Annotated in this window: 17 protein-coding genes; 4 read left to right on the top strand and 13 right to left on the bottom strand. The window is 60.9% G+C overall.

The window, feature by feature from the left end:
* Positions 1-37: 37 nt before the first annotated feature.
* Positions 38-352 (top strand): hypothetical protein, encoded by a 315-nt coding sequence (locus HF916_RS11080; protein ID WP_168788835.1) that lies wholly within the window; start codon positions 38-40, stop codon positions 350-352.
* A 58-nt stretch (positions 353-410) separates the two neighbouring features.
* On the opposite strand, the gene HF916_RS11075 is transcribed toward HF916_RS11080, so the two are convergent.
* From HF916_RS11075 to HF916_RS11045, 7 genes are all read right to left on the bottom strand, one after another.
* Positions 411-983, bottom strand: a complete 573-nt coding sequence (locus HF916_RS11075; RefSeq protein ID WP_168788834.1) for a hypothetical protein — start codon at positions 981-983, stop codon at positions 411-413.
* Positions 984-1,196: 213 nt separating this feature from the next.
* Positions 1,197-1,349, bottom strand: coding sequence for a hypothetical protein (locus tag HF916_RS11070; protein WP_168788833.1), 153 nt, complete (start codon positions 1,347-1,349; stop codon positions 1,197-1,199).
* A gap of 92 nt (positions 1,350-1,441) precedes the next feature.
* Positions 1,442-1,708, bottom strand: a complete 267-nt coding sequence (locus HF916_RS11065) for a hypothetical protein (RefSeq protein ID WP_168788832.1) — start codon at positions 1,706-1,708, stop codon at positions 1,442-1,444.
* Positions 1,709-1,757: 49 nt separating this feature from the next.
* Positions 1,758-2,030, bottom strand: coding sequence for a hypothetical protein (locus HF916_RS11060; protein ID WP_168788831.1), 273 nt, complete (start codon positions 2,028-2,030; stop codon positions 1,758-1,760).
* A 59-nt stretch (positions 2,031-2,089) separates the two neighbouring features.
* On the bottom strand, positions 2,090-2,356 hold the full coding sequence (locus tag HF916_RS11055) for a Txe/YoeB family addiction module toxin (protein WP_168788830.1): 267 nt from the start codon (positions 2,354-2,356) through the stop codon (positions 2,090-2,092).
* Positions 2,353-2,613, bottom strand: a complete 261-nt coding sequence (locus HF916_RS11050) for a type II toxin-antitoxin system Phd/YefM family antitoxin (protein ID WP_168788829.1) — start codon at positions 2,611-2,613, stop codon at positions 2,353-2,355. Before HF916_RS11050 ends, HF916_RS11055 begins: the two co-directional genes overlap by 4 nt.
* A gap of 489 nt (positions 2,614-3,102) precedes the next feature.
* Complete coding sequence (locus tag HF916_RS11045; protein ID WP_168788828.1) at positions 3,103-5,625, bottom strand: adenosylcobalamin-dependent ribonucleoside-diphosphate reductase; 2,523 nt, start codon at positions 5,623-5,625, stop codon at positions 3,103-3,105.
* 622 nt (positions 5,626-6,247) lie between these two features.
* Between HF916_RS11045 and HF916_RS51465 the strand changes: the two genes are divergently transcribed.
* Both HF916_RS51465 and HF916_RS51460 read left to right on the top strand, forming a co-directional pair.
* Complete coding sequence (locus tag HF916_RS51465; protein ID WP_168788827.1) at positions 6,248-6,634, top strand: DUF1173 family protein; 387 nt, start codon at positions 6,248-6,250, stop codon at positions 6,632-6,634.
* The gene (locus tag HF916_RS51460) at positions 6,615-7,211 is read left to right on the top strand and encodes a DUF1173 family protein (protein WP_168788826.1); all 597 of its coding nucleotides are present in this window, start codon (positions 6,615-6,617) and stop codon (positions 7,209-7,211) included. Before HF916_RS51465 ends, HF916_RS51460 begins: the two co-directional genes overlap by 20 nt.
* Positions 7,212-7,614: 403 nt before the next feature.
* Here HF916_RS51460 and HF916_RS11030 read toward each other — a convergent pair whose 3' ends face one another.
* From HF916_RS11030 to HF916_RS11010, 5 genes are all read right to left on the bottom strand, one after another.
* Positions 7,615-8,646 carry an IS110 family transposase gene (locus HF916_RS11030; RefSeq protein ID WP_168787386.1) on the bottom strand — a complete coding sequence of 344 codons (1,032 nt, stop codon included), beginning with the start codon at positions 8,644-8,646 and terminating at the stop codon, positions 7,615-7,617.
* A gap of 133 nt (positions 8,647-8,779) precedes the next feature.
* Positions 8,780-9,799, bottom strand: coding sequence for an RNA-guided endonuclease InsQ/TnpB family protein (locus HF916_RS11025; RefSeq protein ID WP_240975240.1), 1,020 nt, complete (start codon positions 9,797-9,799; stop codon positions 8,780-8,782).
* A 432-nt stretch (positions 9,800-10,231) separates the two neighbouring features.
* Positions 10,232-10,579, bottom strand: coding sequence for an NIPSNAP family protein (locus HF916_RS11020; RefSeq protein ID WP_168788824.1), 348 nt, complete (start codon positions 10,577-10,579; stop codon positions 10,232-10,234).
* Positions 10,576-12,297, bottom strand: a complete 1,722-nt coding sequence (locus HF916_RS11015; protein WP_168788823.1) for an FAD-dependent oxidoreductase — start codon at positions 12,295-12,297, stop codon at positions 10,576-10,578. Before HF916_RS11015 ends, HF916_RS11020 begins: the two co-directional genes overlap by 4 nt.
* 34 nt (positions 12,298-12,331) lie before the next feature.
* Positions 12,332-13,177, bottom strand: a complete 846-nt coding sequence (locus tag HF916_RS11010) for an SDR family NAD(P)-dependent oxidoreductase (protein ID WP_168789107.1) — start codon at positions 13,175-13,177, stop codon at positions 12,332-12,334.
* A gap of 127 nt (positions 13,178-13,304) precedes the next feature.
* On the opposite strand from HF916_RS11010, the gene HF916_RS11005 reads away from it, so the two are divergent.
* Entirely contained in the window at positions 13,305-14,237 is a 933-nt protein-coding gene (locus HF916_RS11005; RefSeq protein ID WP_168788822.1) for a helix-turn-helix domain-containing protein, read from the top strand.
* Positions 14,238-14,259: 22 nt separating this feature from the next.
* Here HF916_RS11005 and benC read toward each other — a convergent pair whose 3' ends face one another.
* Positions 14,260-17,037: a benzoate 1,2-dioxygenase electron transfer component BenC gene (gene benC / locus HF916_RS11000; protein ID WP_168788821.1), complete on the bottom strand. Its 2,778-nt coding sequence runs from the start codon at positions 17,035-17,037 to the stop codon at positions 14,260-14,262.
* Between the last annotated feature and the right edge of the window lie 45 nt (positions 17,038-17,082).

Here is a 17,082-nt window from a genome sequence, read left to right as displayed (position 1 = left end):
TGAGCGGCACCCCGCGAATGATCTTCGAGCTGCTGCCGTGCCCGAGTCAAGGCAGCTTTATCTTGAGCTCAGCACGTGGTTCATCCCCTGCGCGAACGGGCGTGAGACGCCGTGGCGTAAGGTGAAGGCGTACTACGGGATGAAGCTGCGCAAACTGGACCACCTCCCGGATACCGAACTCGTCAATGAGGTCCGCCAGACGGCTTCGCGTATGGTGACGTCGCCGACCATCAGCGAATGCTTTCCGTTCCTGCAGAACGCGCATACGCGCAAGGCCGACATCGTGGAGACGACATGGCACCTCGCTCGCAAGCAGGCGTCACAGCGCGAGCGCGTGGCCATCGCTGCGTGAGGCACGCGTCGCCATCCTCCATATGCTTCCATTGCGCCGGACCGCCGGCTCTTTCGCATTACCTGGTCCGCGTCCGCGCGAAATTAAAATTGAAACGGACATCGACAATTTCTGCGCTCGCACTCCGCCATCCGATCGTCTGCCAATACACGTGACGCCAGAGCGCTTTCGTGCCTTCCTGCGGGTCAGGAGCGGTGTTAGAAAACGCCCTCAAAAAGACGTCTGGCGGCACCCTCGTCGCAACCGACGCGCTCGATTCACCATCGTGGGCGGACGGGTGCAACCCCGCTTCTATGGACTCACGTTCCGCCAGCGTCTTCATCAGCATTACGAATATTCCGACTTGAGACGATTCCAGGAATACCGGCCTCAGTTCTTGCACCAAACGCGAAGCCCGTCGTCCCGAAGCCTTTTCCCGCATCGCCCACAAAGGAATGCCCTCAGGTCGCATCCGTTCCATGTCGACGAGGGTCCATCGTCGGTGGGTGGCAGCAAGCACATCGAGGAGAGGTGCCGACATGCGGGGGAATCTCCGCTCCAGCGGCAGGTACTTCCGATCGATGGCGCGTTCCGACAGCCGCCCGCCAACGAGAATTGCGGCCACAACTGGTAGGCCGACCCACCAGGACAAGGCGAACTCCCAACACCCGCCAACTATCACGACCGCAATGACTGGGGGCGCGATAATGGCCAATAATGTCCAACCCCGGCAGTTTCTCCAGTTCCGCTTTCTTGTCCAACGCGAGGCCCCTTCTCTGTCATTTTTTTCCGACTTGTGCGCGCCGAGCCGGTAGCTACTGTCAATCCAGCGCCTCGCCCATTCGATGCCCCGCTCGTAGGCTTGCTATCGATAGACCCGGTTTCCCAGATCGGAGAGCACGAAACGCTCGCCGTCGTCGCGTTCGATCACCACGCCTGTCTGAAAAAGCCGCTGCCTCACAAGGACGGTCGGAGATGCTTCGATCTTCCAGCCATCATATTCTGCGAACCGTTTCATCGAAACCTCCGATCCTAGTTCACCGGCCAAGGCTCTTTCCGGACAGTTAAAGCAGAACCGTTTCGGTTTTACCGACCGGTACTGCGATGCTCTTATTCAGCTGTTTGGTACGCCCGCCGAGAAGGAATTGATGACGACGCTACATTCAACTTTAGAAGCTCAGGCTCGTCGTCAATGCCGGCGGCCTTGCGATACTCCTTCGCTAGACGATTGAACGTTTCCGGGAAAACCTTGGCTTGGCGCCTGATGATTCGCTTATGCGCCCGGTCACCGTTAACTGAGAAGAACCCAAAGCCAAGGCCGGCGACACCCACGAGGCCGCCGCCGATAGAGAACCGGTCTGTGATTGAAAGACTCACCGAAATTCCCCTTTCTTTCCATTTGCGCCGGCGCAGGCCAGCATTTTTTCTATGCTTCGGGATCAGCTACCAGCTTGAGATTCCCTGACGCATCAAGGTAACGTTGGTAGAGACGAGCACGTCCGAGATTCGATTTGACCTGCTGGTTGCGGAAATCGAACACGTAGGCCGTTGAGTCAGGGATGGCAACATGTCGAAGGGGGACGTCGCTATTATTGAGGATGATTGTCTCGCGTTCGGAAGCCAGTTCGTAAATAACATAGCCGCCAATGCGAAGGATTGGCTCGTCTTCAACCGTGAGCGCCCCAACCTGCCATTCCAAGAGTTAAATTTCTTTCATTTTTCGTTCGCTCGCCTGTCTCGGCTCCCTTTTCCCTTGGATCAGTAGTGGTAGCGGCACGATACGATGTTGATCTGTGTGCCAGCGACTTCGTAGACCAGTCGATTCGTCTCATCGATGCGGCGCGACCAAAAACCCGTCAGGTTTTGCTTCAGCGACTCGGGTTTGCCAACACCATCGAACGGGGAGCGCTGCATATCCTTGACGAGTTGATTGATACGCTTCAACGTCTTTTTGTCCGGCCCCTGCCAGTAGACATAGTCGTCCCATGCCTCGGCGGTCCACAAGATGTTCAAAGCACCGCTCATTCGGCGTCTTCAGCGAGCTTGCGGGGCTTGACCTTGCCGGCGCGCGCCTGCGCGATCGATCGCTCAAGATGAGCTACGTTGGCCGGAGAGCGCAGCAGGTGTACCGTTTCCATCAGGCTGTCGTAATGCTCCTGAGACATGAGGATCGCATTGGGCGCGTCGCGCCGAGTGATAAGCGTAACGTCAACGTCATCGACTACCTGGTCAATGACGCGTTTTAAGTTCGCGCGTGCGTCCGAAAAGGGAATTGTGCGCATATGCCATCCTTATAGACTCGTACCGTAACAAGTACAAGTCTATCATGGGCCACTAACATGTACAAGTAATCGTATTTGGAGCATGTTCACGGATCAGTTTTCGCGTGGTGTTACGACGAAGTTTGGGCGCGCCACTCGGCAAACACTTCCGACAGCCTCGAATTGCCTCGCGTCATCGGAAAACCGGCAATGGCGCGCAAAAAAGAAAACCCGCCGAACGGCCCCAATATTCGGCGACGCGCGACGGGCGCGTTTCAGGTGGATCACTCAGGATGACGACGCCTCGCGGCTCATTAAAATAAGGCGTTTTTTGGGGACGAAGAAAAACCCGACATTGTCGGGTTTGGGGTAAGGAAAGAAGGCGGCGTTTTTCGATACCCGGGGGCCAATCCCGCCAGCAGAGGCGACAGGGATTGGAGAGATCCAGACCAGAGCCGGTTCAGGGCCTCTGCCACCCCTCGCAACATCGCTATCGCGAGGAGCAACCGGTTAGCCGCAGCTACCGACTTCGCCGCAATGCAGACACTTCAGGCAACCATCGATCTTGTGCATTTCGTGCGCGCCACAGGTGGGGCAATTTTTGCCAAGGCCATTGCCGTAAAAGGGCTTGCTCGTTTCGATCTGCACGTCGTTCCTCTCCACGAATTCCGTGCTCACACCAACGCGCCTGGCATAGGCCTGCGACAGCACGCGCACGGGCACCTGATTCCCATCGGCATCCAGGAAGCCACGCTTCGCGAGCATGCGCTGAAGCGCATGCGCCAGCGCAGCGACCTCCGAATCGTGATGACGCGGAATCTGCACACCATCCTCCCGGATTATGTGACCGCAACGAACCGGGCCTTTATCCCACACGGTCTCACGCAGGTTGGCGAGCGCTTTCGCGATCGATCCGCCTGACCGCGCAACCATCGACAACAGCCGCATGGAGGCCGTGATCCACTGCTGACCTTCCGTACGCTGACCGGCTGGCATGAAGAACTCAACCGGACGCTCGATCTCGACTTCCATTCCGTCGATGATGCCCTTGACGGTCATGAAGCTGATCGAGAGGTAGGCGCTCTGCTTGCCTTCCAGGTTGGTGTATTCGATCTTCGAGGTGATCGACTCAAGATCTCCTTCCGGACGGGCCTGAAAGCGCTTGACGAGAGGATCGTCGTCGGCCACGACGGAGACGGTCGCAACCGTTGCGACGGCTGTCGCGTCAGAGAGGACGGAACCCAACGTGTCGTTCGGGCGATACGTCGCCAGGCCCTTGAGTCCCGCCTTCCACGCATCGCGGTACAAGTCTTTGAACTCGTCGTACGGATAGTCTTCGGCGACATTCACGGTCTTGCTGATGGACGTGTCGATGAACGGCTGCACCGCTTCGAGCATCTGTACGTGCTCGGTCGCGCTGATCTCGCGTGCGTGGACGAAGTAGTCAGGCAAATCCCTGAACTCAATCGATCCGTCGTCGTTCGCCAGCACCTGACCGAGGCCGAGTTGCTCGTGATAGACGCGCAGCGCATGGTCATAGACCACCTGCGACTTCGTCGTGCCGTCGTCCTGACGCACCTTGCGGTTGTAACCCCACCCGAAGGCAGGCTCGATACCGTTCGACGCGTTGTCCGCGAACACAAGCGTAATAGTGCCGGTCGGCGCGATCGACAACAGATGCGAATTGCGAATACCGTGTTCGCGGATACCCGCCTTGATGTGCGCCGGCAGGCGAGAAGCGAAACCGCTTTGAAGGTACTTTTCCGCATCCAGCAACGGGAAAGCGCCCTTCTCGCGGGCCAACTCGATGGACGCCTCGTAAGCCGCATCACGCATGGCTTCCGAGATCGTCACCGCCCACTCTCTCGCGCGCGGCGAGTTGTACGGTACGCGCAGCATCACCAGCGCGTCGCCCAGACCGAGAAAGCCCAGACCGATACGACGCTTGGCAAGGGCCTCCTCGTGCTGCTTTTCGAGCGGCCAGTAGGACACATCAAGCACGTTGTCGAGCATGCGGATGCTGGTCTTGACCATCGACACGAAACCCGCCATATCGAATCGGGCATCGTCTGCAAACGGCGAGACCACGAACTTCGTCAGGTTACCCGAACCCAGGCAGCAGCAACCATAGTCCGGCAACGGTTGCTCGCCGCACGGATTTGTCGCGCTGATAACTTCTACGTAATGCAGATTGTTCTCTTCGTTCATCCGATCGATGAACAGTACGCCCGGTTCCGCGTGGTCGTAGGTCGACTTCATGATCTGCTCCCACAGATCACGGGCTCGAACCTTACGATAGACGTACTTTCCGTCGTCTCTCAGGTACGTGCCCTCAAGATCCGGGTGCGGCGCCGCGACGTGCACGAGCTCCACCTCCCGATCATCTTCGACGGCCTGCATGAACGCGTCCGTCACACCGACCGAGATGTTGAAATTGTTCAACTTCCCTTTGGTGCGCTTGCCGTTAATGAAGGCTTCGATGTCTGGGTGATCGCAGCGGAGCGCGCCCATCTGGGCACCACGACGGGCACCGGCAGACTCCACGGTCGTGCACGACGCATCAAAGACGTCCATGAAAGACAGCGGACCCGACGCACGGGAGTGCGTACCCTTCACGTAGGCGTTTTTCGGACGGATCGCTGAGAAATCGTAACCGACTCCACCGCCCCGACGCATCGTTTCAGCAGCTTCAGCAAGCGCGGTGTAGATGCCGACTTTGCCGCAGCTCTCGGCATTGACTGCGTCGCCGACCGGTTGAACGAAGCAATTGATGAGTGTCGCCTGAATGTCGGTGCCCGCAGCCGAGTTGATGCGACCCGCCGGCACGAAGCCACTTTCCATGGTATCAAGGAAGCGGGCTTCCATCTCGGAACGGATTTCCTGCGGCTCATTCGCCGCGAGGGCACGGGCGACCCGGAGGCGAACGTCCGTGATCGTCGTTTCGTCTCCCTTGGCGTATTTCTTCGCCAGTTGTTCGACAGAAATCGCTTGCGGTGCCAGCGCGCTGGTGAGCATTTTTTCATTTGCGTTCATGGTTGAAGCTCCAAAATGGATTGGCCGAAGGCCAGCCTGCCGTCAAGCGGGCATGGATCGGTCACAGATAAAGTGGATTTTCCGCGTCGCGCGATGCGAACCCGGAGGGGATGCGAGGGAACTGGGCGAAACGCGTGAGAGCGCAGGAAAGCGAAGCCCTGACCTACGCTTAGCCAAGGAGGTACAAAAAAATAGCCGCCAGGCGGCCGAGTCGATGCGACGGATCGCGGGTGGTAAATCGCAGAATACGTCGGCATAACCTTGCGCTCCCATGGAAAGATCGCCAATACAAAGGCCTTTTCGAGGCAATGGCCTGCGGCACCACCGTGAGTTATCCACAGTTTGTGTGCGTAAGGATGTGGATAACAATTCCTACTGCCTTGTGCCGAAACGACTATTCCCGGCGCGCCTACTTCCGGGGCACTGCCAGTTTCTTTTGCAATGAAGATCTTCCGGCCCCGAATGACGCTCAATTTCGCAGCTCTTCCCGGTTCTATCCGCCGACGCGTCCCGATAATGGTTCGATCCACTCTCGCCCAAACTCGCCATGTCGGAGATCTGCGATGCATTCGGCAGCCGCACGTATCCCCTGCAAGAAGTGCTAGAATTTTCGGCCAGGTATGTGCATGCGCTCGAACTTGCGCGCAAGACGCCCGGCTGGGCAGAGTGCAAATGCGCCCAGCGCAACAAGCCGCTGCGCCTGGTGATCCGGCGCTACGGCTCGATCTACCACCTCGCAGGCTGGCCGGACGATGGCCACCGCCACGCGAAGGCCTGTCCGTTCTTCAAGGACGGCACGACGACCGTGACCCGGGCAACGTCGCCGCACGCCGCAATCCGGCAAACTGCCACGGGCCTCAACACGCGCCTTGATGTCGTATTTGCCCCCGCAGCTGATCCGACCGGGCCCACCGCGTCCGCCCGACCCGAAACGGCAGGCGAGCGCACATCGAGGAGATCCGCTTCGTTGCTTGCGTTCCTGCAGTTTCTTGGCGCGAAGCGAGCCTGAACATCTGGCCAGAACCGTAGAAAGCCGGCACTGGGGCTTTCGCAACGCCGTGCTCCTGGACGCGGTTGGAGACGGTCCGATCAATGGACAGCCGGCTGAGCGCGTGCTGCACGTGATGCGCCGGTTCGAAGAGGCGCAGGCTCGATCGATCAACGACGAACTGCACCAGTTCATCGCCGCACTTGCGCCCGGCGGCGAGGCAGCACCATCCCGCCGCGGGCTGGTGCTCGGCGAGATCAACGAAATAACCGCGTCGAAGTACGGGCACGCCATCACCCTGCGTCAGAGTCGCCGTCGCTATTACATCGACAACCGGCTGCTGGACAAAATAGTGACGTCCTACCGGTCCGCCCACGCAGCCATCGGAAACAAACAGGCGCGCGTTGTGGCGCTGATGCTGCTCGAGTTGAAAAAGGGCTACGCCCGCGTGGTCGACATGTGCCTGATGCTCTGCCACCTTCCTGCCGTGCGACTCCTCGTTCGAGGTTGCGATCGCAAACAGACTGACGCGAGCGCCGCGCGTTTGAAAAGCCACTGTCGCCAAATGCCGACCACATCCTCCCCGACTTCGTTCTGACGGGTACGCCCCAGCGTGTCGAAATCGAGGTGGACTGCCTGAACGGACAGCCTGACTACGAGAAGCGCAAGCGCGAGAAGCAGGCGATCCGCGTGAGGAACAGTGTCCAGTGCGTCGAGTGGAATACCGATCTTGACGTCCTTATATGAACACCTCCCGTTCCGCAAGGCAGGGGGTTGATGTTTTGGCTAGCAGAAGCGGTTGCAGTCTTATATCCGACCTTCATTGCGAGACGGTGCCCGCTGGCCTTGATGGAATCTGCTGGAAACGACCTCATCTCCCACGGCGGGCTTCACGCCCATGGACGTCATCAGGTTTGCGTTTCCACGGTCCGACCTGGTTTGCCATCACACGTTACCCTTGCTCTGCGCAACTCCTGTGTTCAAAGACTCATCGTTTCAATCTATACCGCGACGGCTGGTCGCTCGCTCACAAATTCCCGCTCATAAGACCGGTTATGCGCGAGCAACGCCCACGCCGTTCGTGCCATCTTGTTGGCCAACGCGACCACCACCACATTGACCGGACGCCGTTTCAGCAACGCTTCTACCCACTGGGGACGTTGTTTGGAATGGGTCACGACCATTCGCGCGCCATGGATCAATAGCTGTCTCAGATAGGGGTCACCCCTTTTGCTGATGCCGCCGAGTCTGACGTTGCCCCCAGTCCCACTCTGACGGGGTACCAGGCCGATACTCGCCGCAAATGCGCGTCCGGAGCGAAATGCCTTTGGCGAGCCCATGACCGCAACAGTGGCTGTGGCTGTCAATGGACCCACGCCGGCTATGTCATCGAGCGTTTTTGCCTGGGGACTGGATTTCAGCCACTGCAGATTTTCCCGCTCGGCTTCGTCAATCCCCTGCTCGACCTGCTGGAGCTGTTCGAGCTGACGCAACAACGCCCGCCAGACAAGCTGCGGCACGACCTCTTCTATCTCGGCCATACGTGCCTTGAGCTCATTCATGAGCGCCTTGCGGCCATATCGGAAGTACAGTCCATATTCCGCAAGCAACCCGCGAATCTGATTGGTTTCGCGGGTTCGTGTCGCCACCAGGCCCGACCGGATGCGGTGCAGGCTCAGGATGGCTTGCTGGTCTACGCTCTTGATCGCCACAGTTCGCATCCCGGGTTGCTGGGCCGCCGTCCAGATCGCCTGGGCGTCTGCCGCATCCGTCTTGTTGGTTTTGACGAACGGACGCACGTATTTCGCATGCAACAACACCACCTGATGTCCGAGACTCTGGATTTTTCGCGCCCACCAGTGCGCCCCTCCGCATGCCTCCAGCGCCACCTTTCCTGGTGCCCGGGTTGCGAGAAACCGGATCAGCTGTTCACGACGGAATTTTCGACTACAGATCTCGCCACTTTGTCCATCTACCCAGTACATTTGAAACACGGCCTTTGCGATATCCAGACCATATGTCGTAGCATTCATTTGGGCTCTCCTTACCTCAAGTGACTCGTGGAACTTTCACTTTGGCACATCGATGCCATCGGTCAAGCGAGAGCCCCTTTCGGCCCTGGCACTTCCCCGAGGGGAGGGAGGTGTTCATACCATCTCCCCGCCCTCAGTCGTGACCGACTGCCGCTTGCGCGGAAAGGGCGGGGATTCCTCCTGCGAGGCGGTCACGTCCGACCGCGAGAATGTTGCGGGCAGCATTGCGATCACGATCATGTGTCGTTTCACAATGGATGCATTTCCATTCTCTTATTCCAGGACCTGCGACACCTTTCGGCCCCGTGCGGCTCGCGCAGCACGAACAGGTCTGGGTAGAAAACGCTTCATCGACCTCATCGAACCATACGCCTGCGTCATCGCACTTGTACCGAAGCATGGTCCGGAACGTCGACCAGCCCGCGTCGAGCACAGACTTGCTGTGCTGTCCTTTCGCGAGGGCCGAAGCATTCACGTTGCCGACAAAGATTGCACCGTACTCGCGAGCGAGCCGGCTGCTGGGTTGATGCAGAAAGTCCTTCCTGCGGTTCGCGATCCGGGCGTGGATCGCCTTCACCCGGCTCTTCCTGCGTGCTCGCTGGGCAGTGGCGAGCGCGGGTTCGAGGTCGCGGTAGAAGCGCTGCGCGTCGACATTGGGAAGACGTTCGTCCGAGAAGCCGGCAAAGGTCTTGAGCCCGAGGTCGATTCCCAGATCCGGGTTGGCTTCATTGGGCCGGGCAGACTTCACCTTGACCGTCACGTTCAGATACCAGCGGCCGCGGCTGTCCTCGGAGATGCAACCGGCGCCGAACTCATAGCCGGCCAGGCCATAGCTGTCCCAGACGCCAACATGCAGGCCCTGAAAGTGGGCCTGACCATGGCGCCATACAACCGAGCGGGCTTTGAATGGAATCCATCCCAGCGAGCGTCGCGCGCCGGCCGGGCGACGCCATCGAAGCTTTAACTTGCGGTGCTGTTTGCGGCGCGTCGCATACTCTTCGGCGATCTGCTGAAACACGGCCGAGCCGACCGCCAGGCCTTCTTTCGAGGCCCCGTTCAGATAACGCTGGAGCTCAATGCCAGAGGCAAAGCGCCGCTCGCGGCGAAAGATCTGGAGCGACAGGTCATTGCAATAGTTCCAGACAAAGTTCACAGCCCGCGCCATCCCGGCAAGCGACGAAGCATGCTTGTCCTTGATTCTTATGCGCAGAACTCGAACTGGATCCTTGCAACGTGTCACGGGTCGACTCATTCCGGTTTGGCTGTACGGATATACAGTACCAGATCAATACGAAAAGGCAAGTCGTGCTTCGCACGACGCGCTCTACCTCACCGCCCTGAAGGACCGATCGGGTCGGGGCTCGGCCGGTCGCGTCAGACGGAAGCCGGCCATGGAAAGACGGTCGACTGTGCTGCCCAGATCGTCGACACCGCTCACCGCACCCCTCGCCGAAAACGGACCGCAATGCTTGTTCGCCTGCTCACCGCATCCGACGCCCTATCGTTCCAATCTCTGCGGCTATCAAAGACCGGCGCGATCCGACGCTCGGCTGTCGACTAACAGCAGAAACTCCCGAGCATCGGCTTACTCTGCGACACTAGCCAGCTCGGCGGCACGAATGAGCCGTGTCTCCTGTGCTGTGATCAGATGGCCCGATGCCTTGAGATAGGCCGGGAAATCCGGATGGGTATCGCGTGCAAGGCACCGTCGTTCGTAGTCTGCCAGATCGTCATACCCCCACAGGTGGGTGAACTGGTTCTGCGGCCCGACCAGACTTGTCCAAAAGCCGAGCGGATGTCCAAGCGTCTCGCGCAGGATCGGCATGGCGAGCCCGTCAAACACCTCGAGAAACTCGGGCATCTTACGCAGCGCGATAGTGTAGACCCGGACGTCCACGACGGGCTTTGCCAGAAACATTGGGTGGGTACTCATGCGTGCACCTTCTCATTGCAGGTCATGGCTTTGGTGGCGATGGCGTTACCGGTGACATAGCCGAAAGTCATATTGGGCCCATGGGTGATACCGGCGCCCGGATAGTTGCCGCCCATCACGCTGCGCCGGTCATTGCCGACCGCGTAAAGGCCCTCGATCTGGCTGCCATCGGCGCGCAGCACCTCGCCGGCGACGCTAGTCCTGAGGCCGTCGAACGTGCCCAGATCGCCCATCACCACCTTCACTGCATAGAAGGGGCCGGTCGCGATCGGCGCAACGCAAGGATTGGGCTTGTTGTCAGGATCGGCGAGATAACGGTTGAACGATGTGCGACCGCGATGGAACGCCGGGTCCTCTCCGCGCTCGGCATCGAGATTGTAGGCATTGACCGTCATCTCAAGCGCATCAGGAACAATTCCGCAATTGCGCGCCAGTTCGCCGATCGTCTCGCCCTTGATGAGGTAGCCTTTGCGTAGCAACGGCCCCACCGGCATCGGCGCGGGCTTCGCATAGCCCAGTCCATACTTGCCCAGCGCCACCTTGTCGCAGATCAGCCACATCGCCGTCTCCCGCTGACCCTCGCAGGCGCGGATTAGGGCCGCGCCAACATCGTGGTAGGAGTTCGATTCATTGGTGAAGCGCTGACCGTTCCGCAGCACGCCGATCACGCCGGGCTTGTAGCGGTCGAGCAGATGCGGGAATACGCCTGTGCGGCCCTTGCCGAAGGGCACCTTTGAGACAGGCATCCAGGCCGACGCATCGGGGAAGCCGAGCTCCACGGCACCACCCACCTTCTCCGCCATGGTCAGCCCGTCTCCCGTATTGCCGACGGGCGTGGGCGAGAGATGCTCACCCCCACGCTTCACATGCGGATAGACCTGCGCGATGCGCTTGAGATCGTGCGGGAAGCCGCCGCAAGCCAGGACGACGCCGTGCCGGGCGGTGATCCGAAGGTCAACGTCCGCAGCGGCCGCGCGCACACCGACCACCTTGCCGTCCTCGCTCAGCAGTTCCTTCACGGGCGTCGAGGTGAGGATCGGAATGTCGATCGCCAGCGCCGATTTCGCGAGCCTCGCGGCGAGCGCGTTGCCGCTCGTTACGTTGATCCCCCGCCGGTAAAGCGCCAGCTCCTTGATATGCGTAGCCAGACGCCGGGCCACGTAGAGGAACGAAACAATGGACTTGGTCGCGCGGAAGAAGTGCTTGAGGTCCGCGTTCGAGGAATTGAACATCATTCCCATGAAGGTGATCGTCTCGAGCGGCGGCTTGAGGCGGCGCATGTCCTTGCCCAGCCCGCGAATGTCATAGGGCGCGGCGAGGATCGAGCGGCCGATGTCGACGCCGCCGGGCGCATCCGGGTGATAGTCCGGATAGAGCGTGGGCACGAACTTCATCTCGGTCTCGCGCTCGAAGAACTCGACCATTTCCGGTCCGTTCTCGATGAAGCACTGGACCGCGGCGGCATCGTAGTTGTTGCCCGTCTCGCTCGTCATGTATTGGCGCACGCGCTCGACGGTGTCAGCCGGGTTCTGCTGTCGACCATATCGGCTCAGCGGAATCCACAAGACCCCGCCCGACAGCGCGGTGGTGCCACCGAACACAGGCTCCTTTTCAAGCACGATGACATCGAGGCCGCGCTTGCGTGCAGTGATCGCGGTGGCGAGTCCCGCAGCACCCGATCCGACCACGACCAGATCGCAGGTGATCTCCTTGGCCATATCCACTCTCCTTGTCGTTATGGTGTGATGGAATTCAAGCGGCCGGGGTCGCGTTGAAACCGGGGCGCGGAACCATGTCCATCAGCATGCAATCGAGCCCGCCGTCGACGAGCACCTCTGCACCATTGACATAGGCAGCGAGGTCAGAGGCAAGGAACAGGGCCGGCCCGGCGAGGTCCTCCGGCTCGCCGATGCGGCGGCTCGCGGTGGCGGCGGCGCGGCGTGCCTCGAAGCCGGGCTCCTCGTAGAACTTCGCAGACAGCGCGGTGCGGATCATGCCGGGCAGCACACAGTTGCTGCGCACCCCACGTGCGCCCCATTCGGCCGCCAACTGCCGCGAGAGCAACAGCACGCCCGCCTTGCTCGGGCTATAGGAACCGCTATGGGTCTGCGGATTGAGCGCCGCAATCGAGGCAACGTGGACGATGCTGCCCTTGCCCGCCGCCAGCATGTCGCGCCCGAAAGCCCGCGCACACAGAAGATAGCCGGTGAGGTTCACGGCGATGGCCTGGTTCCAGTCCTCGATCGGGACCGTCTCCAGAGGTCCGGCGCGCAGAAGCCCTGCATTGTTGACGAGCACGCTGACCGGCCCGAGCGCTGCGCGAACCTCGCCAGCCGCTGCGACAACCGAAGCTTCGTCCGACACGTCGCAGCCGATCGCCTGCGCCACCGCACCGGCCGTCCGAAGTTCGGCGGCGACGGCTTCAGCGCCGGCAAGATTCCGATCCACGAGCGCCACCTGTGCGCCGGCACTAGCGAAGGCGCGCGCGATGCCGGCGCCAATGCCACTGCCCGCACCCGTGACCACGCAGACCTTGCCGTCCAGGTTCAGCGGGTATGCAGTCGAGGCAGCTGCACGATTATCAAGTTCCTGTCCCATGTCGTTATCACCCTTCCTGAAATTTTCCATGCGATTACGCTTCGTGAAATTTGCATTGCCATTGAACGCTTCAAGCGCGTATGGAACAATGGACAGAGACGACATATAACCGGACATAACATGCATCATGGCCCATGACCCACAGCGTCGCCGGACCGTTCTGCATTTCGCGCTCTATGGCGCGGAAGCCGACCAATCCTGGGTCGACATGGTGCATTACGAGCCCATTCCCCTGCGTGCCGGCCGTTTCGACTTCGAGATCAAGCCGCACGTCCACGATGCGCTGATCCAGGTGCTCTACGTCACCGCCGGGGGCGGCGAGACCTTCATCGACGGTAAGACCTGGGCCGTCGAAGCGCCATGCCTGATCGTCGTGCCAGCGTCCTCGGTCCACGGCTTTCACTTCCGCAGCGACGTCGACGGTCACGTCATCACGGCCGCGCAGTCTGCACTGGAATCGCTGGCGATGACGGCAGCGCCCGAGCTGCTGGAATTCATCCGCACGCCAACGGTGCTGGCGATCGATCCCAACGTCGAGCGCGGCACACCTCTGGACACCCTGTTTCAGTCGATCGCGCACGAGGCGGAGAGTCACGAGCGCTGGCAGTTCACCGCAGGCGCGGCACTGACGATCGCCCTGTTCGTCAAGATCGGGCGCCTCAGCGAGAGCGCCCGGCTTTCAGCCAGTTGCGAGCAGCGGACCATGGCCGCCCGGATCGAGCGGTTCCGCGCCCTGCTCGACCGCCATTGCCGTGAGCGGCGGCCCGTCGCCAGCTACGCCGACGAGATGGGCGTGACAACCGGCCAGCTCTCCCGCATCTGCCGGGCCACCTTCGGGGTCTCGGCGATCGAGGCGATCGATGCACGCTCGATCCACGAGGCCAAGCGGCTGCTCGGCTATTCGACGCTCAGCGTGAAGCAGATCGCCAGTGAACTGGGCTTTCAGGACGAGGCCTATTTCGGTCGTTTCTTCCGCAAGCAAACGGGATTCCGGCCAACGGAATACCGCTCTGCGGCCCACGATCGATCCTTGCCGCCTGAAAAGGGGAAAGCGGATTGATTCGACTTCCCCCTCGTCCGGTTCAGGCCGACAACCCACCCAGCTTCACGAACAGGTGCTCCGGCCCGGAGTTGGTCAGGTTGTTGCCCCGCACATACTGGATCGGCCTTGCCGGATCAAGCGCAATCGCGCCAACCTTGCGGGCCAGCGCCTTCGTCGCGATCAGCGTCTCCAGCTTGGCGAGCGGCGCGCCAAGGCATTTGTGCATGCCGTTGCCGAAACCCAGGTGGCCGCCGGTATCGCGGTCGATGTCGAACGTCTCGCCCTCGGCAAACTTGCTGCTGTCGCGGTTCGCAGCCGACAGCAGCAATCGCACCACCGCGCCCTTGGGCAGATCAACGCCCGCGACAGTGGTCGCCTCGGTGGTGATGCGGCTCACGCGCTGGACGGTGCCGCGATAGCGCGCCACCTCCTCGACGAAACGGTCAGCGTCGGCGGGTTTTTCGCGGATACGTCCCAGCAGATCTGGCTGTTCGGCGAGCATACGAAAAGCGTTGGCGACGAGGATAGTCGTCGTGTCGTGCCCGGCGATAAAGACGAAGGCGCACAGCTCCTTCGCTTCCTTTTCCGACAGCAACCCGTCCTTCCACATGCGCGCGATATGCCCGGCGATCGACTGGCTGTCGGTGAGAGCGAGCCGCTCCAGCGCCTCCTTAAGGTAAGCGAAGAAAGCCTGCGCGCTCTGCTCGTCGGTGCCGGTCCCCGGCGCATTGCGGGCGAGGCGTCCGAAGTAGCTAAAGGTCTCGTCCGACCAGAACTTCATCTTCTCCTCATCCTCGTTCGGCACGTCGATCATCGTGGAGATGGTCGAGATGCTGAGCGGGATGGCGAAATCGTTGACGACATCACCGCCGCCTTTCGCAATCATCGCGTCGAGCAGATCTTCCGCCCTTTGCTCGACCTGCTCGACAAAGGGATCGAGCGCCAGCGGCAGGAAAGACGGCTGGACGACCTTGCGTAACCGCGAATGGTCGGGTGCATCGAACAGCGTCAGGAACGTCAGCGGCGGCGGGCTGACGACCTCGGAGGAAAACAGCTTCGGGTTGCGGATCGCCTGGTAGACATCGTCATAGCGCGAGAGGAACCACACATCAGAAGTCGCCGACTGGCAACGCAGTACCGGCGCATGCTCCCGCATCCAGCGGTAGTGCTCGTAAGGGTCGCCTTGCGAGCCGTCATCGACCACCTTGAATGGCGCCAACCCCTCGGGCCAGTCCAGTTCGTGTGAATAGGCCGGAAGGGTCTTGGCCGTGAATGGGCAGACCTGCGGCACAGCAGACGGGGGCGAGGGGGGAGCTTGGACCACGGGTGCCATCTTGCCCATCGCCACACGCTCCAGCGCCCGGCTCATCGTGGCCTTGGAATGGAGCGCATGCAGTGCAATCACGTCCCGCGCCGCGTTCAGGTCGCCCAGTTCGAAGGCGGCAACAATGTCCCGGTGCTGCTGGACGATATCGCCGACGATCTCGATCTGGTCCGTCAGCGCGCGAGCGATGTAGTCCTGCACGGCCAGTTGCCGGTAGAGCGCGATCAGCTGGGCGTTCCCGGAAGCTTCGATCGTGAACAGGTGGAAGGCATGGTTTGCCTCGATGTAGCGCGGAACGTCGGTAAAGCGCCGTCCGGACACAAAGGGCGCCGTCGCCTCGGCGAGCTGGCGGAAGATGATCAATTGCTCGCTGGACAGCCGGCCCATGGTCAGCTGAGCCGCCCCCAGTTCGAGAGCCATGCGCAAGTCGAAGGCTTCATCGACATCAACAGGAGCGATGCGCTCCTCGCCGGTCTGGACCACCAGGCCAGTGCCGGCGAACTTCTCATAATAGAAATTGCACGGCGTCAGCCCTTCAGACGAGAGAAAACTGCGCACCGCATCAACCATCGGCGGCGGGCCGCAGAGGTAGACATCCGCATCGCCACCGTTGAGCTGGGAGGCGATGATGTGGTGGGTGACATAGCCTTTGTTGGGATGGGCACTGTCAGCGCTGGAGACGGTGCAGGCATAGGTGAAGTTCGGCAGGCGCTGCGCATAGCTTTCGAGCCGGTCGATGCCAACCAGATCCTCATCGCTGTTCACACCCAGGATCATGTGGATCGGATACGGGCTGCCGCCGTCCTCGACGATCTTGTCCAGCATCGAGAGGAACGGCGCGAGGCCGGTGCCACCCGCCAGAAACAGCAACGGGCGCTCAATGGGACGCAGGTAGAAGCTCCCCATCGGGCCGCGAAACTCGACTGGGTCCCCTACTTTGGCAGTTTCACAGAGCCAGGTCGACATCACCCCCTGACGCACATTGCGCACCAGGAAGGACAAGTGTGGCTCGGACGGCCCTGAGCTGAAGGAGTAGGACCGTGTCTGATCGGTGCCGGGCACTTGGATGTTGACATACTGCCCAGGAAGGAAGCCGAGATCCGCGCGGTTCTCGAGCTCGACCGAGAACGAAATCGTGGTGTCTGACGCTCGCTGGCAGGCGACGATTCGTCCGCTGTGGGAAGACGGGCCCGTACCCGAGACATCGGAGTTCGTGGCGATCTCGATCACGCAGTCGGAACGTGGGCTCATCTGGCAGGTGAGAACCTTGCGGGCACTCGCCTCCTCCGGGCTAAGCGCATCTTCCACGCAGTCGCCCAGAACGTATTCGCCGGACTCGCAGACCGCTTTGCAGGTGCCACACACACCATCACGGCAATCGAGTGGAATATTGATTCTCGCGCGAATGGCGGCATCGGTGACGCGCTCGCCCTCCTCGCACTCGATGAAGCGGGTCACTCCGTCCTCAAAACGGAGGGTGATCTGATGGGGCATGGCGGTGTCTCCTCTAGAGCCGCCCGAACCGACCGCTCCGCTGGC

This window comes from Paraburkholderia aromaticivorans (genome assembly GCF_012689525.1).
GTDB lineage: Bacteria > Pseudomonadota > Gammaproteobacteria > Burkholderiales > Burkholderiaceae > Paraburkholderia > Paraburkholderia aromaticivorans_A.
This window is presented reverse-complemented; position numbering and strand designations above follow the sequence as displayed.

What these genes read in the sequence shown, in the direction of transcription:
- HF916_RS11070 (WP_168788833.1), bottom strand. Translation starts at nt 1,349, where the DNA reads ATGAAACGGTTCGCAGAATATGATGGCTGGAAGATCGAAGCATCTCCG.
- HF916_RS11055 (WP_168788830.1), bottom strand. Translation starts at nt 2,356, where the DNA reads ATGAGCGGTGCTTTGAACATCTTGTGGACCGCCGAGGCATGGGACGAC.
- HF916_RS11050 (WP_168788829.1), bottom strand. Translation starts at nt 2,613, where the DNA reads ATGCGCACAATTCCCTTTTCGGACGCACGCGCGAACTTAAAACGCGTC.
- HF916_RS11045 (WP_168788828.1), bottom strand. Translation starts at nt 5,625, where the DNA reads ATGAACGCAAATGAAAAAATGCTCACCAGCGCGCTGGCACCGCAAGCG.
- HF916_RS11030 (WP_168787386.1), bottom strand. Translation starts at nt 8,646, where the DNA reads ATGAATGCTACGACATATGGTCTGGATATCGCAAAGGCCGTGTTTCAA.
- HF916_RS11020 (WP_168788824.1), bottom strand. Translation starts at nt 10,579, where the DNA reads ATGAGTACCCACCCAATGTTTCTGGCAAAGCCCGTCGTGGACGTCCGG.
- HF916_RS11015 (WP_168788823.1), bottom strand. Translation starts at nt 12,297, where the DNA reads ATGGCCAAGGAGATCACCTGCGATCTGGTCGTGGTCGGATCGGGTGCT.
- HF916_RS11010 (WP_168789107.1), bottom strand. Translation starts at nt 13,177, where the DNA reads ATGGGACAGGAACTTGATAATCGTGCAGCTGCCTCGACTGCATACCCG.
- HF916_RS11005 (WP_168788822.1), top strand. Translation starts at nt 13,305, where the DNA reads ATGGCCCATGACCCACAGCGTCGCCGGACCGTTCTGCATTTCGCGCTC.
- benC (WP_168788821.1), bottom strand. Translation starts at nt 17,037, where the DNA reads ATGCCCCATCAGATCACCCTCCGTTTTGAGGACGGAGTGACCCGCTTC.